The 17,759-nt window shown below is 69.2% G+C and carries 18 protein-coding genes and 1 riboswitch; of the genes, 10 read left to right on the top strand and 8 right to left on the bottom strand.

Annotated features, from left to right (window positions below):
• Nucleotides 1–23: 23 nt before the first annotated feature.
• The gene (locus ABZV58_RS11305; protein ID WP_355000043.1) at nucleotides 24–380 is read left to right on the top strand and encodes a helix-turn-helix domain-containing protein; all 357 of its coding nucleotides are present in this window, start codon (nucleotides 24–26) and stop codon (nucleotides 378–380) included.
• Nucleotides 381–399: 19 nt separating this feature from the next.
• Here the strand turns inward: ABZV58_RS11305 and ABZV58_RS11300 are convergent, their stop codons facing one another.
• Nucleotides 400–528: a hypothetical protein gene (locus tag ABZV58_RS11300; protein ID WP_355000042.1), complete on the bottom strand. Its 129-nt coding sequence runs from the start codon at nucleotides 526–528 to the stop codon at nucleotides 400–402.
• Nucleotides 529–613: 85 nt separating this feature from the next.
• Here ABZV58_RS11300 and ABZV58_RS11295 point away from each other — a divergent pair, with 85 nt between their 5' ends.
• On the top strand, nucleotides 614–1,378 hold the full coding sequence (locus tag ABZV58_RS11295; protein ID WP_355000041.1) for an alpha/beta hydrolase: 765 nt from the start codon (nucleotides 614–616) through the stop codon (nucleotides 1,376–1,378).
• A gap of 69 nt (nucleotides 1,379–1,447) precedes the next feature.
• The gene (locus ABZV58_RS11290; RefSeq protein WP_355000536.1) at nucleotides 1,448–2,338 is read left to right on the top strand and encodes a sucrase ferredoxin; all 891 of its coding nucleotides are present in this window, start codon (nucleotides 1,448–1,450) and stop codon (nucleotides 2,336–2,338) included.
• Nucleotides 2,339–2,399: 61 nt separating this feature from the next.
• Here ABZV58_RS11290 and ABZV58_RS11285 read toward each other — a convergent pair whose 3' ends face one another.
• Complete coding sequence (locus ABZV58_RS11285; RefSeq protein ID WP_355000040.1) at nucleotides 2,400–2,867, bottom strand: NUDIX domain-containing protein; 468 nt, start codon at nucleotides 2,865–2,867, stop codon at nucleotides 2,400–2,402.
• A 160-nt stretch (nucleotides 2,868–3,027) separates the two neighbouring features.
• Between ABZV58_RS11285 and ABZV58_RS11280 the strand changes: the two genes are divergently transcribed.
• Nucleotides 3,028–3,930: a hypothetical protein gene (locus tag ABZV58_RS11280; RefSeq protein WP_355000039.1), complete on the top strand. Its 903-nt coding sequence runs from the start codon at nucleotides 3,028–3,030 to the stop codon at nucleotides 3,928–3,930.
• A 29-nt stretch (nucleotides 3,931–3,959) separates the two neighbouring features.
• Here ABZV58_RS11280 and ABZV58_RS11275 read toward each other — a convergent pair whose 3' ends face one another.
• Entirely contained in the window at nucleotides 3,960–4,943 is a 984-nt protein-coding gene (locus tag ABZV58_RS11275; RefSeq protein ID WP_355000038.1) for an SDR family NAD(P)-dependent oxidoreductase, read from the bottom strand.
• A gap of 154 nt (nucleotides 4,944–5,097) precedes the next feature.
• On the opposite strand from ABZV58_RS11275, the gene ABZV58_RS11270 reads away from it, so the two are divergent.
• From ABZV58_RS11270 to ABZV58_RS11255, 4 genes are all read left to right on the top strand, one after another.
• The gene (locus tag ABZV58_RS11270; RefSeq protein ID WP_355000037.1) at nucleotides 5,098–5,553 is read left to right on the top strand and encodes a hypothetical protein; all 456 of its coding nucleotides are present in this window, start codon (nucleotides 5,098–5,100) and stop codon (nucleotides 5,551–5,553) included.
• A gap of 128 nt (nucleotides 5,554–5,681) precedes the next feature.
• A complete protein-coding gene (locus ABZV58_RS11265) occupies nucleotides 5,682–9,044 on the top strand; it encodes an error-prone DNA polymerase (protein WP_355000036.1) in 3,363 nt (1,120 codons plus the stop codon).
• 270 nt (nucleotides 9,045–9,314) lie between these two features.
• A complete protein-coding gene (locus ABZV58_RS11260) occupies nucleotides 9,315–10,274 on the top strand; it encodes a DUF4349 domain-containing protein (protein WP_355000035.1) in 960 nt (319 codons plus the stop codon).
• The gene (locus tag ABZV58_RS11255; RefSeq protein ID WP_355000034.1) at nucleotides 10,228–10,461 is read left to right on the top strand and encodes a DUF167 domain-containing protein; all 234 of its coding nucleotides are present in this window, start codon (nucleotides 10,228–10,230) and stop codon (nucleotides 10,459–10,461) included. The genes ABZV58_RS11260 and ABZV58_RS11255 overlap by 47 nt, the downstream gene beginning before the upstream one ends.
• Nucleotides 10,462–10,472: 11 nt before the next feature.
• Here the strand turns inward: ABZV58_RS11255 and ABZV58_RS11250 are convergent, their stop codons facing one another.
• Entirely contained in the window at nucleotides 10,473–11,126 is a 654-nt protein-coding gene (locus ABZV58_RS11250) for a Uma2 family endonuclease (protein WP_355000033.1), read from the bottom strand.
• A 24-nt stretch (nucleotides 11,127–11,150) separates the two neighbouring features.
• A complete protein-coding gene (locus ABZV58_RS11245) occupies nucleotides 11,151–11,615 on the bottom strand; it encodes a tRNA (cytidine(34)-2'-O)-methyltransferase (RefSeq protein WP_355000032.1) in 465 nt (154 codons plus the stop codon).
• 370 nt (nucleotides 11,616–11,985) lie between these two features.
• On the opposite strand from ABZV58_RS11245, the gene ABZV58_RS11240 reads away from it, so the two are divergent.
• Nucleotides 11,986–12,231, top strand: a complete 246-nt coding sequence (locus ABZV58_RS11240) for a DUF3017 domain-containing protein (RefSeq protein WP_355000535.1) — start codon at nucleotides 11,986–11,988, stop codon at nucleotides 12,229–12,231.
• Between the two features lie 51 nt (nucleotides 12,232–12,282).
• On the opposite strand, the gene ABZV58_RS11235 is transcribed toward ABZV58_RS11240, so the two are convergent.
• The 3 genes from ABZV58_RS11235 to ABZV58_RS11225 form a co-directional block, all read right to left on the bottom strand.
• Nucleotides 12,283–13,428 carry a homoserine O-acetyltransferase gene (locus tag ABZV58_RS11235; RefSeq protein ID WP_355000031.1) on the bottom strand — a complete coding sequence of 382 codons (1,146 nt, stop codon included), beginning with the start codon at nucleotides 13,426–13,428 and terminating at the stop codon, nucleotides 12,283–12,285.
• Nucleotides 13,425–14,753, bottom strand: coding sequence for a bifunctional o-acetylhomoserine/o-acetylserine sulfhydrylase (locus ABZV58_RS11230; protein ID WP_355000030.1), 1,329 nt, complete (start codon nucleotides 14,751–14,753; stop codon nucleotides 13,425–13,427). The genes ABZV58_RS11235 and ABZV58_RS11230 overlap by 4 nt, the downstream gene beginning before the upstream one ends.
• A gap of 85 nt (nucleotides 14,754–14,838) precedes the next feature.
• Nucleotides 14,839–14,949, bottom strand: a riboswitch (SAM riboswitch).
• 52 nt (nucleotides 14,950–15,001) lie between these two features.
• A complete protein-coding gene (locus tag ABZV58_RS11225; RefSeq protein WP_355000029.1) occupies nucleotides 15,002–15,787 on the bottom strand; it encodes a TetR family transcriptional regulator in 786 nt (261 codons plus the stop codon).
• 138 nt (nucleotides 15,788–15,925) lie between these two features.
• On the opposite strand from ABZV58_RS11225, the gene ABZV58_RS11220 reads away from it, so the two are divergent.
• Nucleotides 15,926–17,419 (top strand): MFS transporter, encoded by a 1,494-nt coding sequence (locus ABZV58_RS11220; protein WP_355000028.1) that lies wholly within the window; start codon nucleotides 15,926–15,928, stop codon nucleotides 17,417–17,419.
• Nucleotides 17,420–17,759 lie beyond the last annotated feature (340 nt).

Below are 17,759 nucleotides of genomic sequence, written 5' to 3'. Positions count from 1 at the left end.
CCAGCAAGTGATATAATTTCAAGATGGAAACCATCGGCTCTGAGCAGCGGAAACAACTGCAAGCCACCGACTGCTCGGGCTGCGGTGTGGAGCGCACGCTGAAGGTTCTCGACGGAAAATGGACGACGCTGATCGTCCGCGAACTGCTCTCCGGCCCCAAGCGCTTCGGCGACCTGCGCACCGCTCTCGGTTCGCCGAGCGCCAAGACCCTGACCGACCGCCTGCGCGCCCTCGAACACCAGCGCATCCTCACCCGCACCGTCTACGCCGAAGTGCCGCCCCGCGTCGTCTACCAACTCACCGAAGACGGCGAAAGCCTCGAGGACATCCTGTACGCGATGCTGAAGTGGGGCGAGGAACACCCGCTCGCCGGGAGCTGACCCCGAGGACGCCCTCCGCTCAGCCGCCGGCCCAGATCGTCCGGCCTGGATCGGCGGGCCAGACCCAATCCTGATCGAAGAACCAGACGAGCCCGTCCCCAGCGGCCGCCGCCGCGAACGCCAGGGCCGAGCCGACAACGGCTCCCATCCCCGCGGCGTCGCGAGTTGGTCCCTGTGATGCTGCCGACAAACACCGGGCGGTGGTCGGGCCGGGGTCGGTACTCTCGAACATCGTGAATCTGACGGCTGCCCGGATGGCGTTCGGTGGGGTGGAGATCGCCTATCGCGATTCGGGGGCGGTCGACGAGACGCCCGTCGTGCTGGTGCACGGCATGGGCGGGGACGGGCACACCTGGGATCGCTTCGCGCGTCGGTTGGCGCAGACGGGGCGGCGGGTGATCATCCCGGATCTGCGCGGGCACGGCCGCAGCTCGCACGCCGACTCCTACCGCTTCGACGAGTTCGGTGCAGACGTGCTCCGCCTGTGCGAGCACCTCGAGCTGAGCCAGGTGGACCTGGTCGGGCATTCGCTGGGCGGTTACGCGGTGTCGTGCGTCGCGCAGGAGCGGCCCGAGCTGGTGCGCAGGCTGGTCATCGAGGAATGTCCGCTGCCGCTGCGCTCCGGCGACGAGGAACTCCGGCTGACCCGCCGGTTCCCGACCCTGCCGGAACTCTGGCACGCCACGACCAGCCTGATCCGGCATCCGCGCGCCGTCCTCGCCTTCGACCGTTCGATGACCCGCACCGCGCTGGAACAGTTCCGCAAGCCGAACCCGGAATGGTGGGACCGGCTGGCCGACATCACCGCCCCCACGCTGGTGCTGCGCGGCGGGCCGGGCGGCATGGTCGATCTCGCGAAGCTCGACGTGCTGCTCGGCTTGGTCGCCGACTGCACCGTCACCCCCTTCGCGTGCGGCCACAGCATCCACCGCGACCGTCATCGCGAGTTCGAGGCCGCGGTGCTGCCATTCCTCGCCGTGCCGTGCGGAATAGAGTGAAACGGTGCTCGTTACCGACCGGTCCGCCCCGGGCCCACGCGTGAGCGCGTGGTGAACGCGTTCGACGGCATGCTGTGCTCGGCGGCGTCGGCCGACGTCCCGCTGCCCGGCACCGCGACGCGGGTGAGCGCTTGGCTCTGCGTCGAACATCCCGGCGCGTGGGGCCGCGACGTGATCGGCGACGAGGTCCTCGGCCCCGAGATCACCGCCGAACTCGCCGCGCGCACCACCGCCGCCCGCGTCCGCCCGACCCTGATCCGTCGCCCCGGTCGCAGTGAATTCACCGGCGCTCGAACGGTTCTGCTCGTCAACTCGCGCGCCGAAGGCGGCTGGTGCGAGCGGCTCGAGATCACCGACTTGAAGCAGTTGCTCGAAATCGACCTGCACCTGCTCGACGGCCCGCCGCCCGGCATCGGCGAGCCGGTGGCCGACCCGCTTGTCCTGGTGTGCGCGCACGGCAAGCGCGACCAATGCTGCGCCATGCTCGGCCGCCCCATCGCCGCAACCCTCTCGACCGCCTACCCCGACCAGGTCTGGGAGTGCTCGCACACCGGCGGCCACCGCTTCGCGCCCGCCATGGTGCTGCTGCCCTCGGGACTCACCTACGGCCGCGTCGACGCCGCCGCCGCGACCGCCGCCGTGGCGGCCGTCCACCGCGGCGAGGTCGCGCTCGCCGGATTGCGCGGGCGCAGCGGGCATCGGCCGGTCGAACAGGTCGCCGAACTCGCGGTGCGCGCGGAGATCGGTGCGCGTCTGGATGAACTCAGATCCGAGATCGAAAATGTCTCCGGCACAACCGATCCCACGCACGCGGGCAGCGCCCTGGTCACCCACCGCGACGGCAGGCGCTGGCGTGCCACCGTCCGGACGGTCGCCTACACCCCGCGCCAGGCCAGCTGTGGCGCGGGCCCGAAGCCGGTCACCGCCCTTGTCGCCGATCCCATCCAGGCGCTGCCCTGATCGCCCTGCTCAAACCTATAGCCTGCGTACTGCTTTCGTCATCCAGTCCGTGGGCGGCGCCTCAGTGCTGGATCAAGCCGCCGACCCGGACAGGCGCGACGTGGCCGGTCGCCGGAAGGGTCTGAGCCAGGGTGAGCCCGATGTCGACGAGCGCGGACCTGCGCAGGCGGGCGACCTCTGGGATCGGAGTCCAAATCGACTCGGCGGTCTCGCCGTTCGGTTCGGGCCGGAGCCGGCCGCCGGTGATGCGAACCTGGTAGAAAATGCCGACGTTGTGGTGCTCGGCTCCGGCGCGCGCGGCGGCAGCGGGAATCACCCGCGAGTCCACGCCCAGCAGGCGTTCGACGATCCCGTGGCAGCCGGTTTCTTCGGCGACCTCCCGGATCACCGCGTCGAACGGATCCTCCGCGTGCTCGACCTTGCCGCCGGGAAGAGTCCAGTGGGTCTCGCCGCTCGGAAATACATGACGGGCGAGCAGCACCCGCTCGTCCTCGATGGACACCGCGTACGCTGCCAGTCTGAAGCTCATCACCGTAACCTCCCGCCGGACCCTACCCAACTCCGCGTGACATCCGGCACCACCGGGGTATTGCCTTGCGAGCGTGCGGCTTCGGATGCTGGCGGAACAGGGCGCGGTACGGGGCGGGTAATGTCCCGACGGCAAGCGCGCCGGTCGAGGGAGGGACGAGATGACGACACCGCCGTGGGGATCGAACGGGCCGGGATATCCGCCCGGATCGCCGAGCGGGGAGCTGCCCGCGCATTCCGGCGGACACCCCTTGCCATCGCAGCCGACCCCGCAGGGCCAGTCGGCCCCACCTGCACCCGGCTATCCCGTCCCGCCGCACGGGAATCCCACCCCGCCACCGCCTGGGCAACAGCCCCCGTTCCCGCATGGCCCCGCGACCCCACCTCCGCACGGCTATCCCGTGCCGTCCGGATATCCAGCACCGCAGCAACCTGGCTACCCGGCTCCACCGCCGCCCGGCTATCCGGGTGCGCCACAGGGATATCCCGCCCCATCACCGTATGGGCAACCGGCTCCTCCGCCGGGCTACCCGCACGCCGCCCCGCCGCCTCTCCAATTCCCCGGCACCCCCGCCGTCCAGGCCTACCTCACCGCGGTCACCCACCACATGACCCGCGGCCGCATGCAGATCGCCCAGCACATGGTCGGCCCGCTGATGAGCTTGGTCGGCGTCAACGCGGTGATCGCGACCGCGCTGAACCCGATCGATTTCGTGCTCTGCGTCGCCACGCTGGAGGAGATCTCACCGGCCGCCGTCGACGACTTCCCGCGCCACGTGGACGGTTTCGCCAAGAACCAGCGCAGGCGTAGCTTCATCGGGGTGAAGGGCGGCGCGATGGGCGTGGCCGCGCTGGTCTCCGAACGCGTGCACCCCGCTGCCGTGCAGGCGTTGCGGAACCGGCCGATGAGCTGGGGCTCGGTGGTGACGCCTGTGCTCGTGGATCTCGGGAATCGCCAGCTGCACATCGCCTCCAACACCCCGGCCGTCGGCCTGGCGCTGTGGCACGGTGTGCGCTCACAGGCGCGGGCCTACCTGCCGGAGCCGCGTCAGGTGCTGGGGTAGCGCGTCCACAGCGCAGGGAACCGCGCAGATCACCAGTGGGTGCCGGGCACCCAGCGCGCGGCGCGGCGCAGTACGGTGCCGGTGACCCGGCGCGCGGTCGAAGGTTCCCGCGGTTCCGCTTGTGGTGCAACGGGTTCCGCGTCTCCCTCGGTATCGGCGGTCTCGCCTTTCGCGGCGGGTGAGTCCGGCAGCGCGCGGTAGTAGCGGTGCAGGACGCGGTCACGCAACTTGGGCGTGAGCAGCGCGCCGTACTCCGCGATGGTGCCGATCGGGACGTCGATCCGCTTGGGCCGCTCGGTGAGCGCGCGCACGATCGTGGCCGCCGCCCACTCGGGCGATTCCGACGGCCCCTGGTCGCCGCTCGGCGTGATCATCGGTGTGCGCACCAGCGGCATGTGGATGGTGGTGAAGGTGACGCCGTCGGCCATGGTCTCCACGGCCGCCACCTCGGTGAACTTGTCCAGCGCCGCCTTGCTCGCCAGGTACGCCGAGAACCGCGGAGTCGCGACTTGCACACCCGCGCTGCTGATCTGGACGATGTGGCCGAATCCGCGCTCGCGCATCTGCGGCAGCAGAGCCAGCGTCATGCGCAGCGCGCCGAAGTAGTTCACCGCCATGGTCCGCTCGAAGTCGTGCAGGCGGTCGGTGGAGCGGTGGATGGCGCGGCGAATCGAGCGGCCCGCGTTGTTCACCAGCATGTCGACGTGGCCGTGCTCGTCGAGGATGGACTCGAGGGTGTGGTCGACGGAATCGGAATCCGTGACGTCGCACTGGTATCCGTACGCCGATCCGCCCGCGGCGCGAATCTCCTCGACCACGGACGCGAGTTCGTCGCCGCGTCGAGCCAGCAGGAACACCGTCGCGCCTTTGGCGGCCACCGCCACCGCGGCGGCGCGGCCGATGCCGGAGGAGGCGCCGGTGATGAGGACGTGCCTGCCGGTCAGGTCCCGGTTGCGGCGGTTGTGTCGGATCTGCCCGCGCACACCGGCGTCGTCGGCGGAAGCTTGGGTCATCGGGTTTGCTCCTTTGTCGCGTCAACGGTGACGGCCCTGGATGGGCAAGAACTTACTCCGAAGTAAGTTTACTCGCCAAGTGGCGCTCGTCACGCTCGGAGACGCGTTCGAAGAGCCCTCGAATCCATCGAACATATGTGCGATACTCGTGCGCATGGCGGACGATCGGATGGCGGACATCTTTGCCGCGGTGCGGCTCGGCAGCGGGAATCCGGAAGCGGCGCGCCGCGCGCTCGGTGCGCTGTGGGAGGAACTAGATCCGTCCGGTGATCCCTTGCAGCGCTGCGTGATCGCGCATCACCTCGCCGTCCTGCAGGAGACGGACGAGGCGGCGCTGCGCTGGGATCAGCGTGCGCTGGCCGCGGTGTTCGGCCCTGGGATCCCGCTGGACGAGGGGCTGCGCTGTTTCCTGCCCTCGCTGTACCTGAACCTCGCAGACAGTCACCGCAGGCTCGGCGATTTCGACGGCGCCCGAATGCAATTGGCGATCGCGCGCGGTCACCTGCGGATCCTGGCCGACGACGCGTACGGCGAGATGATCCGCGACGGGCTGGACCGCGTGGACGCCGCGGTCGCCGCTGGCTCCACCGAGCGGGTTCGCGAGGGCTGATCGGCGAGCGGGCGGCGGGTCGACGAGGGGCCCGCCGCCCGCTGGTTGCGACTCGGTATCCGTTGGGCGGACCCACGCGCACCTTCACATCTATCGAATGTATGTTCGAGATGAGGAGGTGACGTGTCATGGGTTGGAGCAACGGCCCGCCGACCTGGGCCGAACTGGAGCGGGTGCTGTCCGGTCGTCCCGGCCGGACCGATCCGGACGCCATGTACCCGGGCGACGGCGGCGACAGCCCGGCCTGGTCGCGCAAGCGCGAGCCGTACTCGGCCGAGCCGGTCCACCGCGACGGCCCGACCGTGCCCTACGCGGAACTCCACGCGCATTCGGCCTACAGCTTCCTCGACGGCGCCAGTCAGCCCGAAGAGCTGGTGGAAGAGGCGGTGCGGCTGGGGTTGGAGGCGATCGCGCTCACCGACCACGATGGCTTCTACGGCACCGTCCGCTTCGCGGAGGCGGCCAAGGAGTTGGGGATGGCGACCGTCTTCGGCGCGGAACTGTCGCTGGGTCCGCAGGACGTGCGGCGGCGCGCGCCGAAAACGGCCACGCACGCCGACGCGCCGGACTCCGCGCCGCGCACGGGCGCGCCGGATCCGGCCGGACAACACCTGCTCGTGCTTGCTCGCGGTCAGGAGGGCTATCGGCGGCTGTCCCGCGAGATCGCCGCCGCGCACCTGGCCGCGGGGGAGAAAGGCATCCTCCGCTACGACCTCGACGTCCTCACCGCGGCGGCGGGCGGACACTGGCACATCCTGACCGGCTGCCGCAAAGGGCACCTGCGCCGCGCGCTCGCCGAGGACCTGCGCGTAGGCGACACCCGGCTGGTGCGTGCCGAGGCCGCGCTGCGCGAACTCACCGAGCGTTTCGGCGTCGAACGGGTCGGCGTGGAACTCACCCACCACGGCGTCCCGGAGGACGACGAGCGCAACGCCCACCTCATCGACCTCGCCGACCGGCTCGGTCTTCCGGTAATCGCCACCACCGGAGCGCATTTCGCCGCCCCGGCGCAACGCCGCCGCGCCATGGCGCTGGCCGCCATCCGGGCCAGGCAGAGCCTGGACGACATCGCGGGCTGGCTGGCGCCCACCGGCGGCGCGCACCTGCGCTCGGGTGCGGAGATGGCGCGGCTGTTCGCGTCCTGCCCCGACGCGGTGGCCAATGCCGCGGCGCTGGCCCGGGAATGCGCCTTCGACCTGCGCCTCATCGCGCCCCAGCTGCCGCCCTTCGACGTGCCGGACGGCCACGACGAGAACTCCTGGCTGCGCGAACTCGCCCTCCGCGGCGCGGCCCGCCGCTACGGCTCGCACGCGGAGAACCCGGCGGCCTACCAGCAGATCGAACACGAGCTCGCGGTGATCGAACAGCTCGGCTTCCCCGGCTACTTCCTGGTGGTGCACGACATCGTCAGCTTCTGCGCGGACAACGACATCCTGTGCCAGGGAAGAGGTTCGGCGGCCAACTCGGCGGTCTGCTACGCCATCGGCATCACCAATGTCGATCCGGTGGCCAATCAGCTGCTGTTCGAACGCTTCCTCTCGCCGGAGCGAGACGGACCGCCCGATATCGACGTGGACATCGAATCCGATCGCCGGGAGGAGGCGATCCAGCACGTCTACGCCAAGTACGGCCGCGAGTACGCCGCCCAGGTGGCCAATGTGATCACCTATCGCGGTAAGTCGGCGGTGCGCGATGCCGCACGCGCGCTGGGCTTTTCGCCGGGGCAGCAGGACGCGTGGAGCAAACAGGTGAGCCGCTGGACCGGCGTCGCGGCCGAGACCGGCACCGACATACCCGACGAGGTGCTGCACTTGGCCGCCGACATCGAAGGTCTGCCAAGGCATCTTGGCATCCACTCGGGCGGCATGGTGATCTGCGATCGTCCCATCGCCGACGTGTGCCCGGTGGAATGGGCGCGCATGCCGGGCCGCAGCGTATTGCAATGGGACAAGGACGATTGCGCCGCGGTCGGGCTGGTGAAGTTCGACATGCTCGGGCTCGGCATGCTTTCCGCGCTGCACTACATGATCGATATGGTGCGCGAGCACAAGGGCGTCGAGGTGGAGTTGCACAAGCTCGACCTGAAAGAGACCGCGGTCTACGAAATGCTTTCGCGGGCGGATTCGGTCGGCGTCTTCCAGGTGGAGTCGCGGGCCCAGATGGCGACCCTGCCCCGGCTGAAGCCGCGCGATTTCTACGACTTGGTGGTGCAGGTCGCGCTGATTCGTCCCGGCCCGATCCAGGGCGGCTCGGTGCACCCCTACATCCGTCGTCGCAACGAGCGCGAGAAATGGGATTACGACCATCCGGCGCTGGAGAATTCGCTGGGCCGCACCCTCGGCGTGCCGCTGTTCCAGGAGCAGCTGATGCAAATGGCCGTCGACGTCGCCGGTTTCACCGCCGCCGAGGCCGACCAGCTGCGCCGCGCGATGGGTTCCAAACGCTCACCGGAACGTATGGAGCGGATCAAGGCCCGCCTCTACCAGGGCATGCGCGACCTGCACGGCATCACCGGCGAGATCGCCGATCGCATCTACGAGAAGCTCTACGCCTTCGCGAATTTCGGGTTCCCGGAAAGTCATTCGCAGAGTTTCGCCGCGCTGGTGTTCTATTCGGCGTGGTTCAAGCTGCACCATCACGCCACGTTCACGGCCGGATTGCTGCGCGCTCAGCCGATGGGCTTCTACTCCCCGCAATCCCTGGTCGCCGACGCGCGCAGGCACGGGATCGCGGTGCACGGCCCCGACATCAACGCCAGCCTGGCCGAGGCCACCCTGGAGGCGGCGGGCACCGAGGTCCGGCTCGGGCTGGCCGCCGTCCGGCACCTCGGCACGGACCTGGCCGAGCGGATCGTCGCCGCCCGGCGCGAAAGCGGACCGTACACCTCGTTCCTCGATCTCACCGGGCGGGTGGAACTCTCTGTCGCGCAAGCCGAATCGCTGGCCACCGCGGGCGCGCTCGGCAGCCTCGGCATCAGCAGGCGCGAGGCGCTGTGGGCGGCGGGCGCGGCGGCGGGAGAGCGCGCGGATCGGCTACCCGGCACCGGCGCCGCGACCACCGCCCCCGCCCTGCCCGGCATGAGCGAGCTGGAGCTCGCGGCCGCCGACGTGTGGGCCACCGGGATCTCACCGGGCAGCTACCCGACCGAATTCCTGCGCCCCCAGCTCGACGCGCTCGGCGCCATCCCCGCCTCCGGCTTGCTCGCCGTCCCCGACGGTTCCCGTGTGCTGGTCGGCGGCGCGGTCACCCACCGCCAGCGCCCCGCCACCGCCGAGGGCGTCACCTTCCTCAACCTGGAGGACGAGACCGGCATGGTGAACGTCGTCTGCTCCGTCGGCCTGTGGGCCCGGTACCGCCGTCTCGCCCAGAGCGCCACCGCCCTGCTCATCCGCGGACGGGTGCAGAACGCGGAGGGCGCGGTCAGCGTCGTCGCGGAACACCTTCAGCGTTTGCACCTGCGGATCGACGGGAAGTCACGCGACTTCCGTTGAGCGCATGTCGACCTCGCGTCAGCGCCGTCGATTCGCTCCAAATACGAGGGCCTCCGGTTGGACTTGGCGGATGCCGTCGGAGTCGCGCTCGCCGACAAGCACCGGACCGATTGCATATTCACGTTGGATCAGCGCGTCTTTCGGGCTATCGAACCGCTGACGCCAGGCGTCGCTGCCTTCCGGATTCTGCCCGCGGATCTGTGACGCCGCGCTCGACATCTGCTGACGAACGGCGGTGACCGGGCGGGGTGCGGCGGTTACGCTGCGAGCATGCGGAAGCTTGTTGTGGTGTGCGTCGCTTTGCTCGGCTTGGCGCTGCTCGTCGGCTGCGGGGGCGATGACCGGGCCGACTCCGGTGGGCCGCCCGCCAAGACGGGTGGCTCCGCGCCGGTGTCGCCGCCCGGGTTCCGGGAGCAGGCGCCGGTGCCCGGCGACAGTCGTGGGCAGGACACCGACACCGTCGACCGCAAGGAGGTCGTCACCGGCAGCATCGACATCACCGCGGGCGATCCGATCGAGGCCGCGGCGCAGGTCTCCGACCGGGTGCGCGAGGCGGGCGGCCGGGTGGACAGCCGCACCGAGCAACCCGGTACCGACGACACCGAACCCAGCGCGTCGCTGACCGTGCGGGTGCCCGCCGACAAGACCGACGCGTTCGTGAACGGCCTCGGCGCGATCGGCACCCTCACCAGGGTGAGCACCAACCGCGACGACGTCACCATGCAATGGGAAGACCTGGACGCCAGGATCAAGGCGTTGCAGGCCTCGGTCGACCGGCTGCGCGCGCTGATCACCAGCGCCGCCAACACCGCCGATCTCATCGCCGCCGAACAGGCGCTGTCCAGCCGTCAGGGCGAACTCGACAGTCTCACCGCCCAGAAGCGCCGCCTCGACGATCAAGTCGCGCTGTCCACCCTCACCATCGAGATCACCACGACCGACAAGGAATCCGACGAGGGGCCGAGCAACTTCTGGGACGGCATCGTCGCGGGCTGGAACTCCCTGGTCGACTGGCTGAAGGACGCGATCGTGTTCACCGGCAAGGCGATTCCCTGGCTCGGCTTCCTCGCGATCGTCGGCGCACTCGTCTTCGCCGTCGTCCGCTTGGTGCGCCGCAGGCGTCGACCTGCCGAAAGCTCTTCCACCGCAGCGATTCCCGCGACTACCCGAGCAGGAGCCCCCGATGCCGCCGACGGTGGTCAGGGCGATCATCAAACCCAACAGCCGTAAAGGCCCACTCGTCGAACCACTTCCGGACGGCACCCTCCAGCTCTACGTCCGCGCCCCCGCCGTCGAAGGCAAGGCCAACAAGGCCGCCATCGAACTCCTCGCCACCCACTTCGACGTCCCCAAAACCGCCGTCCGCCTCACCGCGGGCGCCACCTCCCGCTTCAAACGTTTCGAAATCGAGGACTGAGGGGCGAGGCCTCAGAACTCGAGTTCGGTCCACGGAATGCTGATCGGGAACGGAAAATCGAACTCGATACCGTTCAGGGCCTCGCGGGTCCATTCCCCGGTGAGCAGATAGTTGGAGGGGCGCAGCGGGCGAATTCCGTCGGGGAGTTGTCCATATCCGGTTTCGAGTCCGTAGACCCGGACGATGTCTATGGCGCTGTCGTCGCGGGCGAGTGAGACCTCCCAGTACCAAGGGATGCCACCGCTGGCGTAGCGCGCCTTCTTGGCTTCGATGTCGGATTGGGTATTGCCCGGGGAGAGCACTTCACCGACCAAGAGGACATCACCGGCGCGAACATCCTGGTAGGGCTGTTCCAGGCAGCGATGGACGAGGAAGTCGGGTGTCACGAAGTCGGACTTGCCGGTCCTACCGAAGAAGACGTTGGTCTCGAAGTTCGCGCGCAAGCAGTGCTCGGTATCGGACGACATGTATTTGCGTGCGCAGCGTTCGAGTGCTGTCCACATTCGGCCGGTGAATATCTGGTGTTCGCCGGGGCCACGGCGCAGCCAGACCACCCGCCCGTTCCACAGCTCGATCTGCGCGGCGATCTCGGCGGGTAGCTTCTCCAGTTCCTCCCATGTCATGTGGGTGGGGAGATTCGGCTGCTCGCGGTGCGGCTCTGGCATGCGTAAATGGTAGCCGTGCCGCGCTCAGATCCCGCCGGGAAAGCCCAGCTGGCGCCAGGCTTCGTAAACCGTGACGGCGGCGGCGTTGGAGAGGTTCATGGAGCGGCGGCCGGGGAGCATGGGGATGCGCAGGTGGGCGGTGACGTGCGGGTCGTCGAGGACATGGTCGGGCAGGCCGGTGGGTTCGGTGCCGAAGAGCAGGACGTCGCCGGGTTGATAGGCGACGTCGGTGTAGCGGGTCGTCGACTTGGTGGTGAAGGCGTAGACGCGTTCCGGCCGCAGCGCCGCCCACGCGGCGGGCAGGCTCTCGTGCACGGTGACCGAGGCCAGATCGTGGTAGTCCAACCCGGCCCGGCGCAGCTTCGACTCCGAGAGGTCGAACCCCAGCGGCTCGATCAAGTGCAGCTCACAGCCGGTCCCGGCGACCAGACGGATCGCGTTGCCGGTATTCGGCGGAATGCACGGCTCGTGGAACATCAGGCGGAACACGCAACCAGTCAATCAGGCGCCGCTACAGCCGAGCCGACGGGCCACCGCCGAGAACCGAGTTCAGTTCGGCAGAAGCCGGAAAGACACTCGGCGATTGCTGCGCACGACACTGAAGTGTCGTCGGTCGAGAGTTGCCACTTCCGCCACATCGAGCCGCTCGGCCAAGGCGATGACAGACGCGTCGACTGCGCCCAGAGGGAAGTCCGCGTACGGTGGCGGGCACGGCTCCGCATCGACGGGAGCGGGTGGTGGGGGCAGGGGTGGCGAGGGTGCGTCTGCAAGAATCGGTGCCGTGACCGATCTCGACGCGTCCGGCGGACGACACGCAGGCGGTAGTCGTGCCGCGCAGTTCGTGCGCAGTCATCTGCCGATGGTGGTCGTCGCGCTGGTCGTCTTGGTCGCGGTGGTGTTCGTCGCTTCGGATCGGTGGCGGCGCGGTGCCCTGTTCTTCGGTGGGGCGACGTTGTTGGCGGCGGCCTTCCGGCTGTGCCTGCCGACCGCGCGGGTCGGGCTGCTCGCGGTGCGCAGCAAGCCGTTCGACGTGGGCGCGCTGAGTTTGCTCGGCTCCGCCATCGTCTTCTTGGCGGCGACCATCAACACGCTCGGTGTCGGCTGAGGCCGTAGCCTCCCTTCCGAGCGCTCCGACGCGGTGTCCGGCGAACCGCGACTACCGGTTCTCGCGTGCCAACCGCATGGTCTCGATGAGCAACTTGGAGACCGCTGCCGCCTCGGTCAGAAACCCGTCGTGCCCGTCGCGCGAGTGCACCACTTCCAGCCGGGCGCAGCCGGGTAGCGCATCGGCCAGTTCCTGCTGCGTGCGCAGCGGATAGAGCCGGTCGGAGTCCACGCCGCCGACCACGCAGGGCACCGGCGTCGCGGCGAGCGCGGCCTCGATACCGCCCCGTCCGCGCCCGACGTCGTGTCGGTTCATCGCCTCGGTGAGCAACACATAGGTGGCGGGATCGAAACGCTTGCACAGCTTTTCGGCCTGGTGGTCCAGGTAGCTCTGCACCGCGTAGCGCCCGCCACGCCGCGGATCCTCCGAGCCCTGCGCGTGGTTCTCGAAGCGGTGGTCGAGTTCGCCCTCGGTGCGGTAGGTGAGGTGGGCGATGCGGCGCGCGATGCCCATGCCGGTCATCGGCGCGCGATCGGTGTCGTGGTAGTCGCCGCCCTGCCAGTCCGGATCGGCCTTGATGGCGGCGATCTGGGTGGTCTGGGTGCCGATCTGGTCGGCGGTGGCGCGCGCGCCGACGGCCAGGACCAGCGCCGCGGCCACCCTTTCGGGCGCGCCGATCATCCACTCCAGCACCCGCATGCCGCCCATCGATCCGCCGACGACCGCGGCGAGCCGCTCGATGCCGAGCAGATCCAGCAGGGCGGCCTCGGCGCTCACCTGATCGCGGATCGAGATCTCCGGGAAACGCGAGCCCCACGGCTTGCCGTCCGGCGCGAGCGACGACGGCCCGGTGCTGCCCTTACAGCCGCCGAGCACGTTGGTCGCGATCACACACCATTCGTCGGTGTCCACCGGCGCCCCGGGCCCGACCATGCCCTCCCACCAGCCGGGCTGCGCGTGGACGTCGTCCGGCGTGCCGACGACGTGCGAGTCACCGGTCAGAGCGTGCTCGACGAGCACCACATTGTCCAGGGTGGGGGAGAGTTCGCCCCACCGCTGCACGGCGAGATGGACATTCGGAATCACCGCGCCGCTTTCCAGCCGCACGTCCCCGATGGCGATGACGCCGGGCCTGCCGTCCGGCGGCGGCAACAGGCCGACGCCGGACTCGATGCTCTGCTCGGTGCTCACGGTCACGTCGTCGCCGCCGTGAATCCGGCGCGCAGATCGGCCAGAATGTCGTCGATTCCCTCGATGCCCACGGCGAGGCGGACCAGTCCCGGGGTGACGCCGGAGGCGAGCTGTTGCTCGGGTGTCAGCTGGGAGTGCGTCGTCGATGCCGGATGGATCACCAGAGAACGCACATCCCCGATGTTGGCCACGTGGCTGTGCAGGACCAACGCGTCCACGAACTTCTTGCCCGCGTCGACACCGCCGCGCAGCTCGAACGAGACGATCGCGCCGGTCCCCTTCGGCGCGAGCCGCTTGGCGCGCTCGTGCCAAGGCGAGCTGGGCAGTCCCGCGTAGTGCACCGATTCGACCGCCGGATGCTCGGCCAGGAATTCGGCGACCGCCTGCGCGTTGGCGACGTGGCGCTCGACGCGCAGGCTCAGCGTCTCGATGCCCTGCGCGATGAGGAACGCGTTGAACGGCGAGACTGCCGCGCCGAGATCGCGGAGCAGCTGCACGCGGGCCTTCAGCGCGTAGGCGGGCGCGCCGAGATCGGCGAAGACCGCGCCGTGATAGCTGGGGTCCGGGGTGGTGAAGCCGGGGAAACGCGGCTCGCCCTTGTCGTCGCGGACGGTCCAGTCGAACTTTCCGCCGTCGACGATCGCGCCCGCGATGGCCGTGCCGTGCCCGCCCAGGTACTTGGTGGCCGAGTGCACCACGATGTCGGCGCCGTGCGCCAGCGGCTGGATCAGGTAAGGGGTCGCGACGGTGTTGTCCACGATCAGCGGGATCCCGGCGGCGTGCGCGACCTCGGCGATGCCGGGGATGTCGAACACGGCGCTGCTGGGATTGGCGATGGTCTCGCCGAAGAACGCCTTGGTATTGGGCCGGATCGCGGCGCGCCACTGTTCGAGATCGTCCGCGTCCTCGACGAACGAGACCTCGATGCCGAGCTTGGGCAGCGAGTAATGGAAGAGGTTGTAGGTGCCGCCGTACAGGTGCGGGCTGGACACGATGTGGTCGCCTGCGGAAGCCAGGTTCAGGATCGCGTACGTCTCCGCGGCCTGCCCGGAGGCGAGCAGCAGTGCGGCGACGCCGCCTTCCAGGGCGGCGATGCGCTGCTCGACCACGTCCTGGGTCGGGTTCATGATGCGGGTGTAGATATTGCCCGGCTCGGCGAGACCGAACAGCGCCGCCGCGTGGTCGGTGTCGCGGAAGGCGTAGGAGGTGGTCTGGTAGATCGGCAGGGCGCGGGCGCCGGTGCTCGGATCGGGGGCTTGGCCCGCATGCACCTGCTTGGTCTCGAAGGACCAACGGGCAGGATCGAACTCGGCCGCGACGGGGTCGGTCATATCATGCTCCACAAGAGTTGTTCGCCGGACTAACGAGATCGGTGATGCGGTCTATCCAGGACAACACATTTCCGGGAACCTCCTGACAGCGCGCTTGCCCTCGACCTTCGAGGGCCCGGTCATCACCCGGAGCACCCCACCGCTGCTGGAGGGTTGCCGTCCAGCGAGCCGGGGCTTGGCGCTGGCACTCATGACCTGACGGACATGGTAGCTGGCGGGCGGCCAATGGCCGAAATTCGTAGCCGATCTCACTCCGCCGATTCCGTCGGCGGTTCCGTGCAGACCCGCATGAACTCCGCGTACGCGTCGAGCAGCGTCGCCCGCGCCGCGCGCACCGCGATCTGCGGATCGCAGTCCATGATCAGCTCGCTGTGCACGTCCATCGCGAGGTGACACAGCATCTGCCAGGTAGAGACGATCAACCGCACGCTGAGCGCGTCTTGGGTGGTGCCGAGACGTTCGGCGAGCACCGCGGTGATGGCAGCGGACTTGCTGTCGGCGAACTCCAGCGCGCGGCTGTTGACCGAGGGGCTGTCGCGCGCGATCCGCTGCATCTGCTGGAACCTGCAGAACGACACCGCCGAGTTCTCCGTCGCCGCGTCATCGATCACCTGGAGGTAGGCGTTGCACAGCGCGCGCAGCTCGTTGCCGCCGCGCGGCTCTTCTCGCAACTTGTCGGCAACCATTTGACCGAAGTCGAGGACCGGCGCGAGGACGATGTCCTCCTTCGTCTCGAAATACCGGTTGACGGTGCGCGGCGAGACGTCGGCCGCGTTCGCGATCTGCTCGACCGTCGTCGCGTCGAAGCCCTGCTTGTCGCACAGCTCGAGCGCGATGTTCATGATGCGCTGCCTCGTCTGCTGCTTCTTGCGCTCGCGCAGTCCGAGAGGTGCTGTGTTGTCTCGCGTCGTGGACACCACGCCTTCCCGTTCCGTCGACGCGAGGCCGCCCGCCGTCGCCCGCGCTGTGCTGTTCCCGGTCGCGGCGGCGTCCTCGGCCGCGTTCGTGCCCACCGGCGTCGATGAGTCGAGCATCTCCCCACTGTAACCCAGACACTCGCTCAACTGTCGCAACATGGCAAATGTCTGATTGCGACATTTTTCTATTGACGCCAAATGTCGGACAGTGACAGGATTGCTCGCACGCGCACTTCCGGACGACGAGGAGACAAGGTGAGCGAGATATCGACAGCGGTGCACGCGCCGGGTGACCGGCGCGACTCGGCCCGCTGGCTGGCGCTCGGCGTGATCGGGCTGGCCCAGCTGATGGTGGTCCTCGACGCGACCATCGTGACTATCGCGCTGCCGTTCGCGCAGCGTGACCTCGGCATCAGCGAGGGCGACAAGCAGTGGGCCCTCACCGCCTACACGCTGATCTTCGGCGGCCTGCTGCTGCTCGGCGGCCGCCTTGCCGACTACCTCGGCCGCCGCCGGATCTTCCTGGTCGGCCTCGTCGGCTTCGCGGCCGCCTCGGCGCTCGCGGGTCTGGCGCAGAACGGCGCCCAGCTCTTCGCGGGTCGCGGCTTGCAAGGCGCCTTCGCCGCGCTGCTCGCACCCGCCGCGCTCGCGCTGGTCTCGGTGACGTTCACCGAGGCGAAAGAACGGGCCCGCGCCTTCGCCGTGTTCGCGGGAATCTCCGCGGGCGGCGCCGCGATCGGCCTGATCGCGGGTGGCGCGCTCACCGAATACGCGTCCTGGCGGTGGACCCTGCTGGTCAACACCCCCATCGCGATCCTCGCGTTCGTCGGCGCGCTCGCGTTCGTCATCAAGGACGTGCCCGCGCCGCGGACCGGCGGCTACGACGTGCCCGGTGCCGTCACCGTGACAGCAGGCCTGATCGCCATCGTGTACGGCTTCAGCCGCGCGGCCGATCACGGCTGGACCTCGGGCGGCACCCTCGCGCTGCTGGTCGCCGGGCTCGCACTGCTCGTCGCGTTCGTCGCCATCGAGCGCCGTTCGTCGAATCCGCTGTTGCCCCTGCGTATTCCGGGGGAGAGCAACCGCGGCGGCGCACTGCTCGCGGCGCTGCTGATCCCCATCGCGATGTTCGCGATGTTCCTGTTCCTGAGCTTCTACTTCCAGGTCACGCTCGGTTACTCGCCGCTGAAGGCGGGCGTCGCGTTCCTGCCGTTCCCCGTGGGCATCGCGGTGTCGGCGGGCATCACCAGCGCGCTGCTGCCCAAGCTCGGACCGCGTCCGCTGATGGTCGTAGGCGCCGCGCTCGGCGTGGTCGGGTTGCTCTGGCTGGCGCAGCTGAGCTACGGCGACAGCTACGCCGCTGGTGTGCTGCCCGCCCAGCTGCTGATCGCGCTCGGCATGGGACCGCTGTTCGTCGGTATGCAGGCGGTGGCGCTGCACCGGGTGGACGAGGCCGACGCCGGTGTCGCCAGCGCGTTGCTCAACGCCGCCCAGCAGGTCGGCGGCGCGGTCGGCACCGCGCTGCTCACCACGATCTCGGTGCAGGCGGCGAAGGACTACCTCGCCGACAATCCGACCGTCGACGATTTGGCCGCTCGCGCCGCCATCTACAGCTACGACGTCGCGTTCTATGTGGGCGCGGGCTTCTTCCTCGCCGCGATTCCGGTGATCGCGCTGATGATCAAGGCCAAGCCGGCCGACTTCGCCGAGGACGCGGAGGAGAGTGTTCGCGTCCCGCTCGCGGTCTGAGCGACACCGGATACGGCCCGCGCATCGACGGTGCGCGGGCCGTCTCGCGCGCCTGGCCGCCCTTCGGTTCCGGCGCAGGTCGGCGCGCTCGACTTGCTCCGGATGACATGATGGAGAAAGTGGTTGGGATCACTCGTGGGGCTATCGTGGGTAACCGTCTAGGAGTCCGCACAGTGGCCCCTCCCCGCGCGGTGAGATCGTCGGCAGCAGTACGCTTGTCTTGCTTGCACCACACGTCCCGCAAACAACGCGGTACATATACGTTGTCTGTTGAACAGCTGGGGTCCGCTCACAAGCGTGTTCGCCTGGCCGTGCAATAAGGGCACCATCCTAGGAGGAC

Source organism: Nocardia sp. NPDC004654, assembly GCF_040609595.1.
GTDB lineage: Bacteria > Actinomycetota > Actinomycetes > Mycobacteriales > Mycobacteriaceae > Nocardia.
Note: the sequence above shows the minus strand (reverse complement) of the source record. Positions and strands in the feature narration are given on the sequence as shown.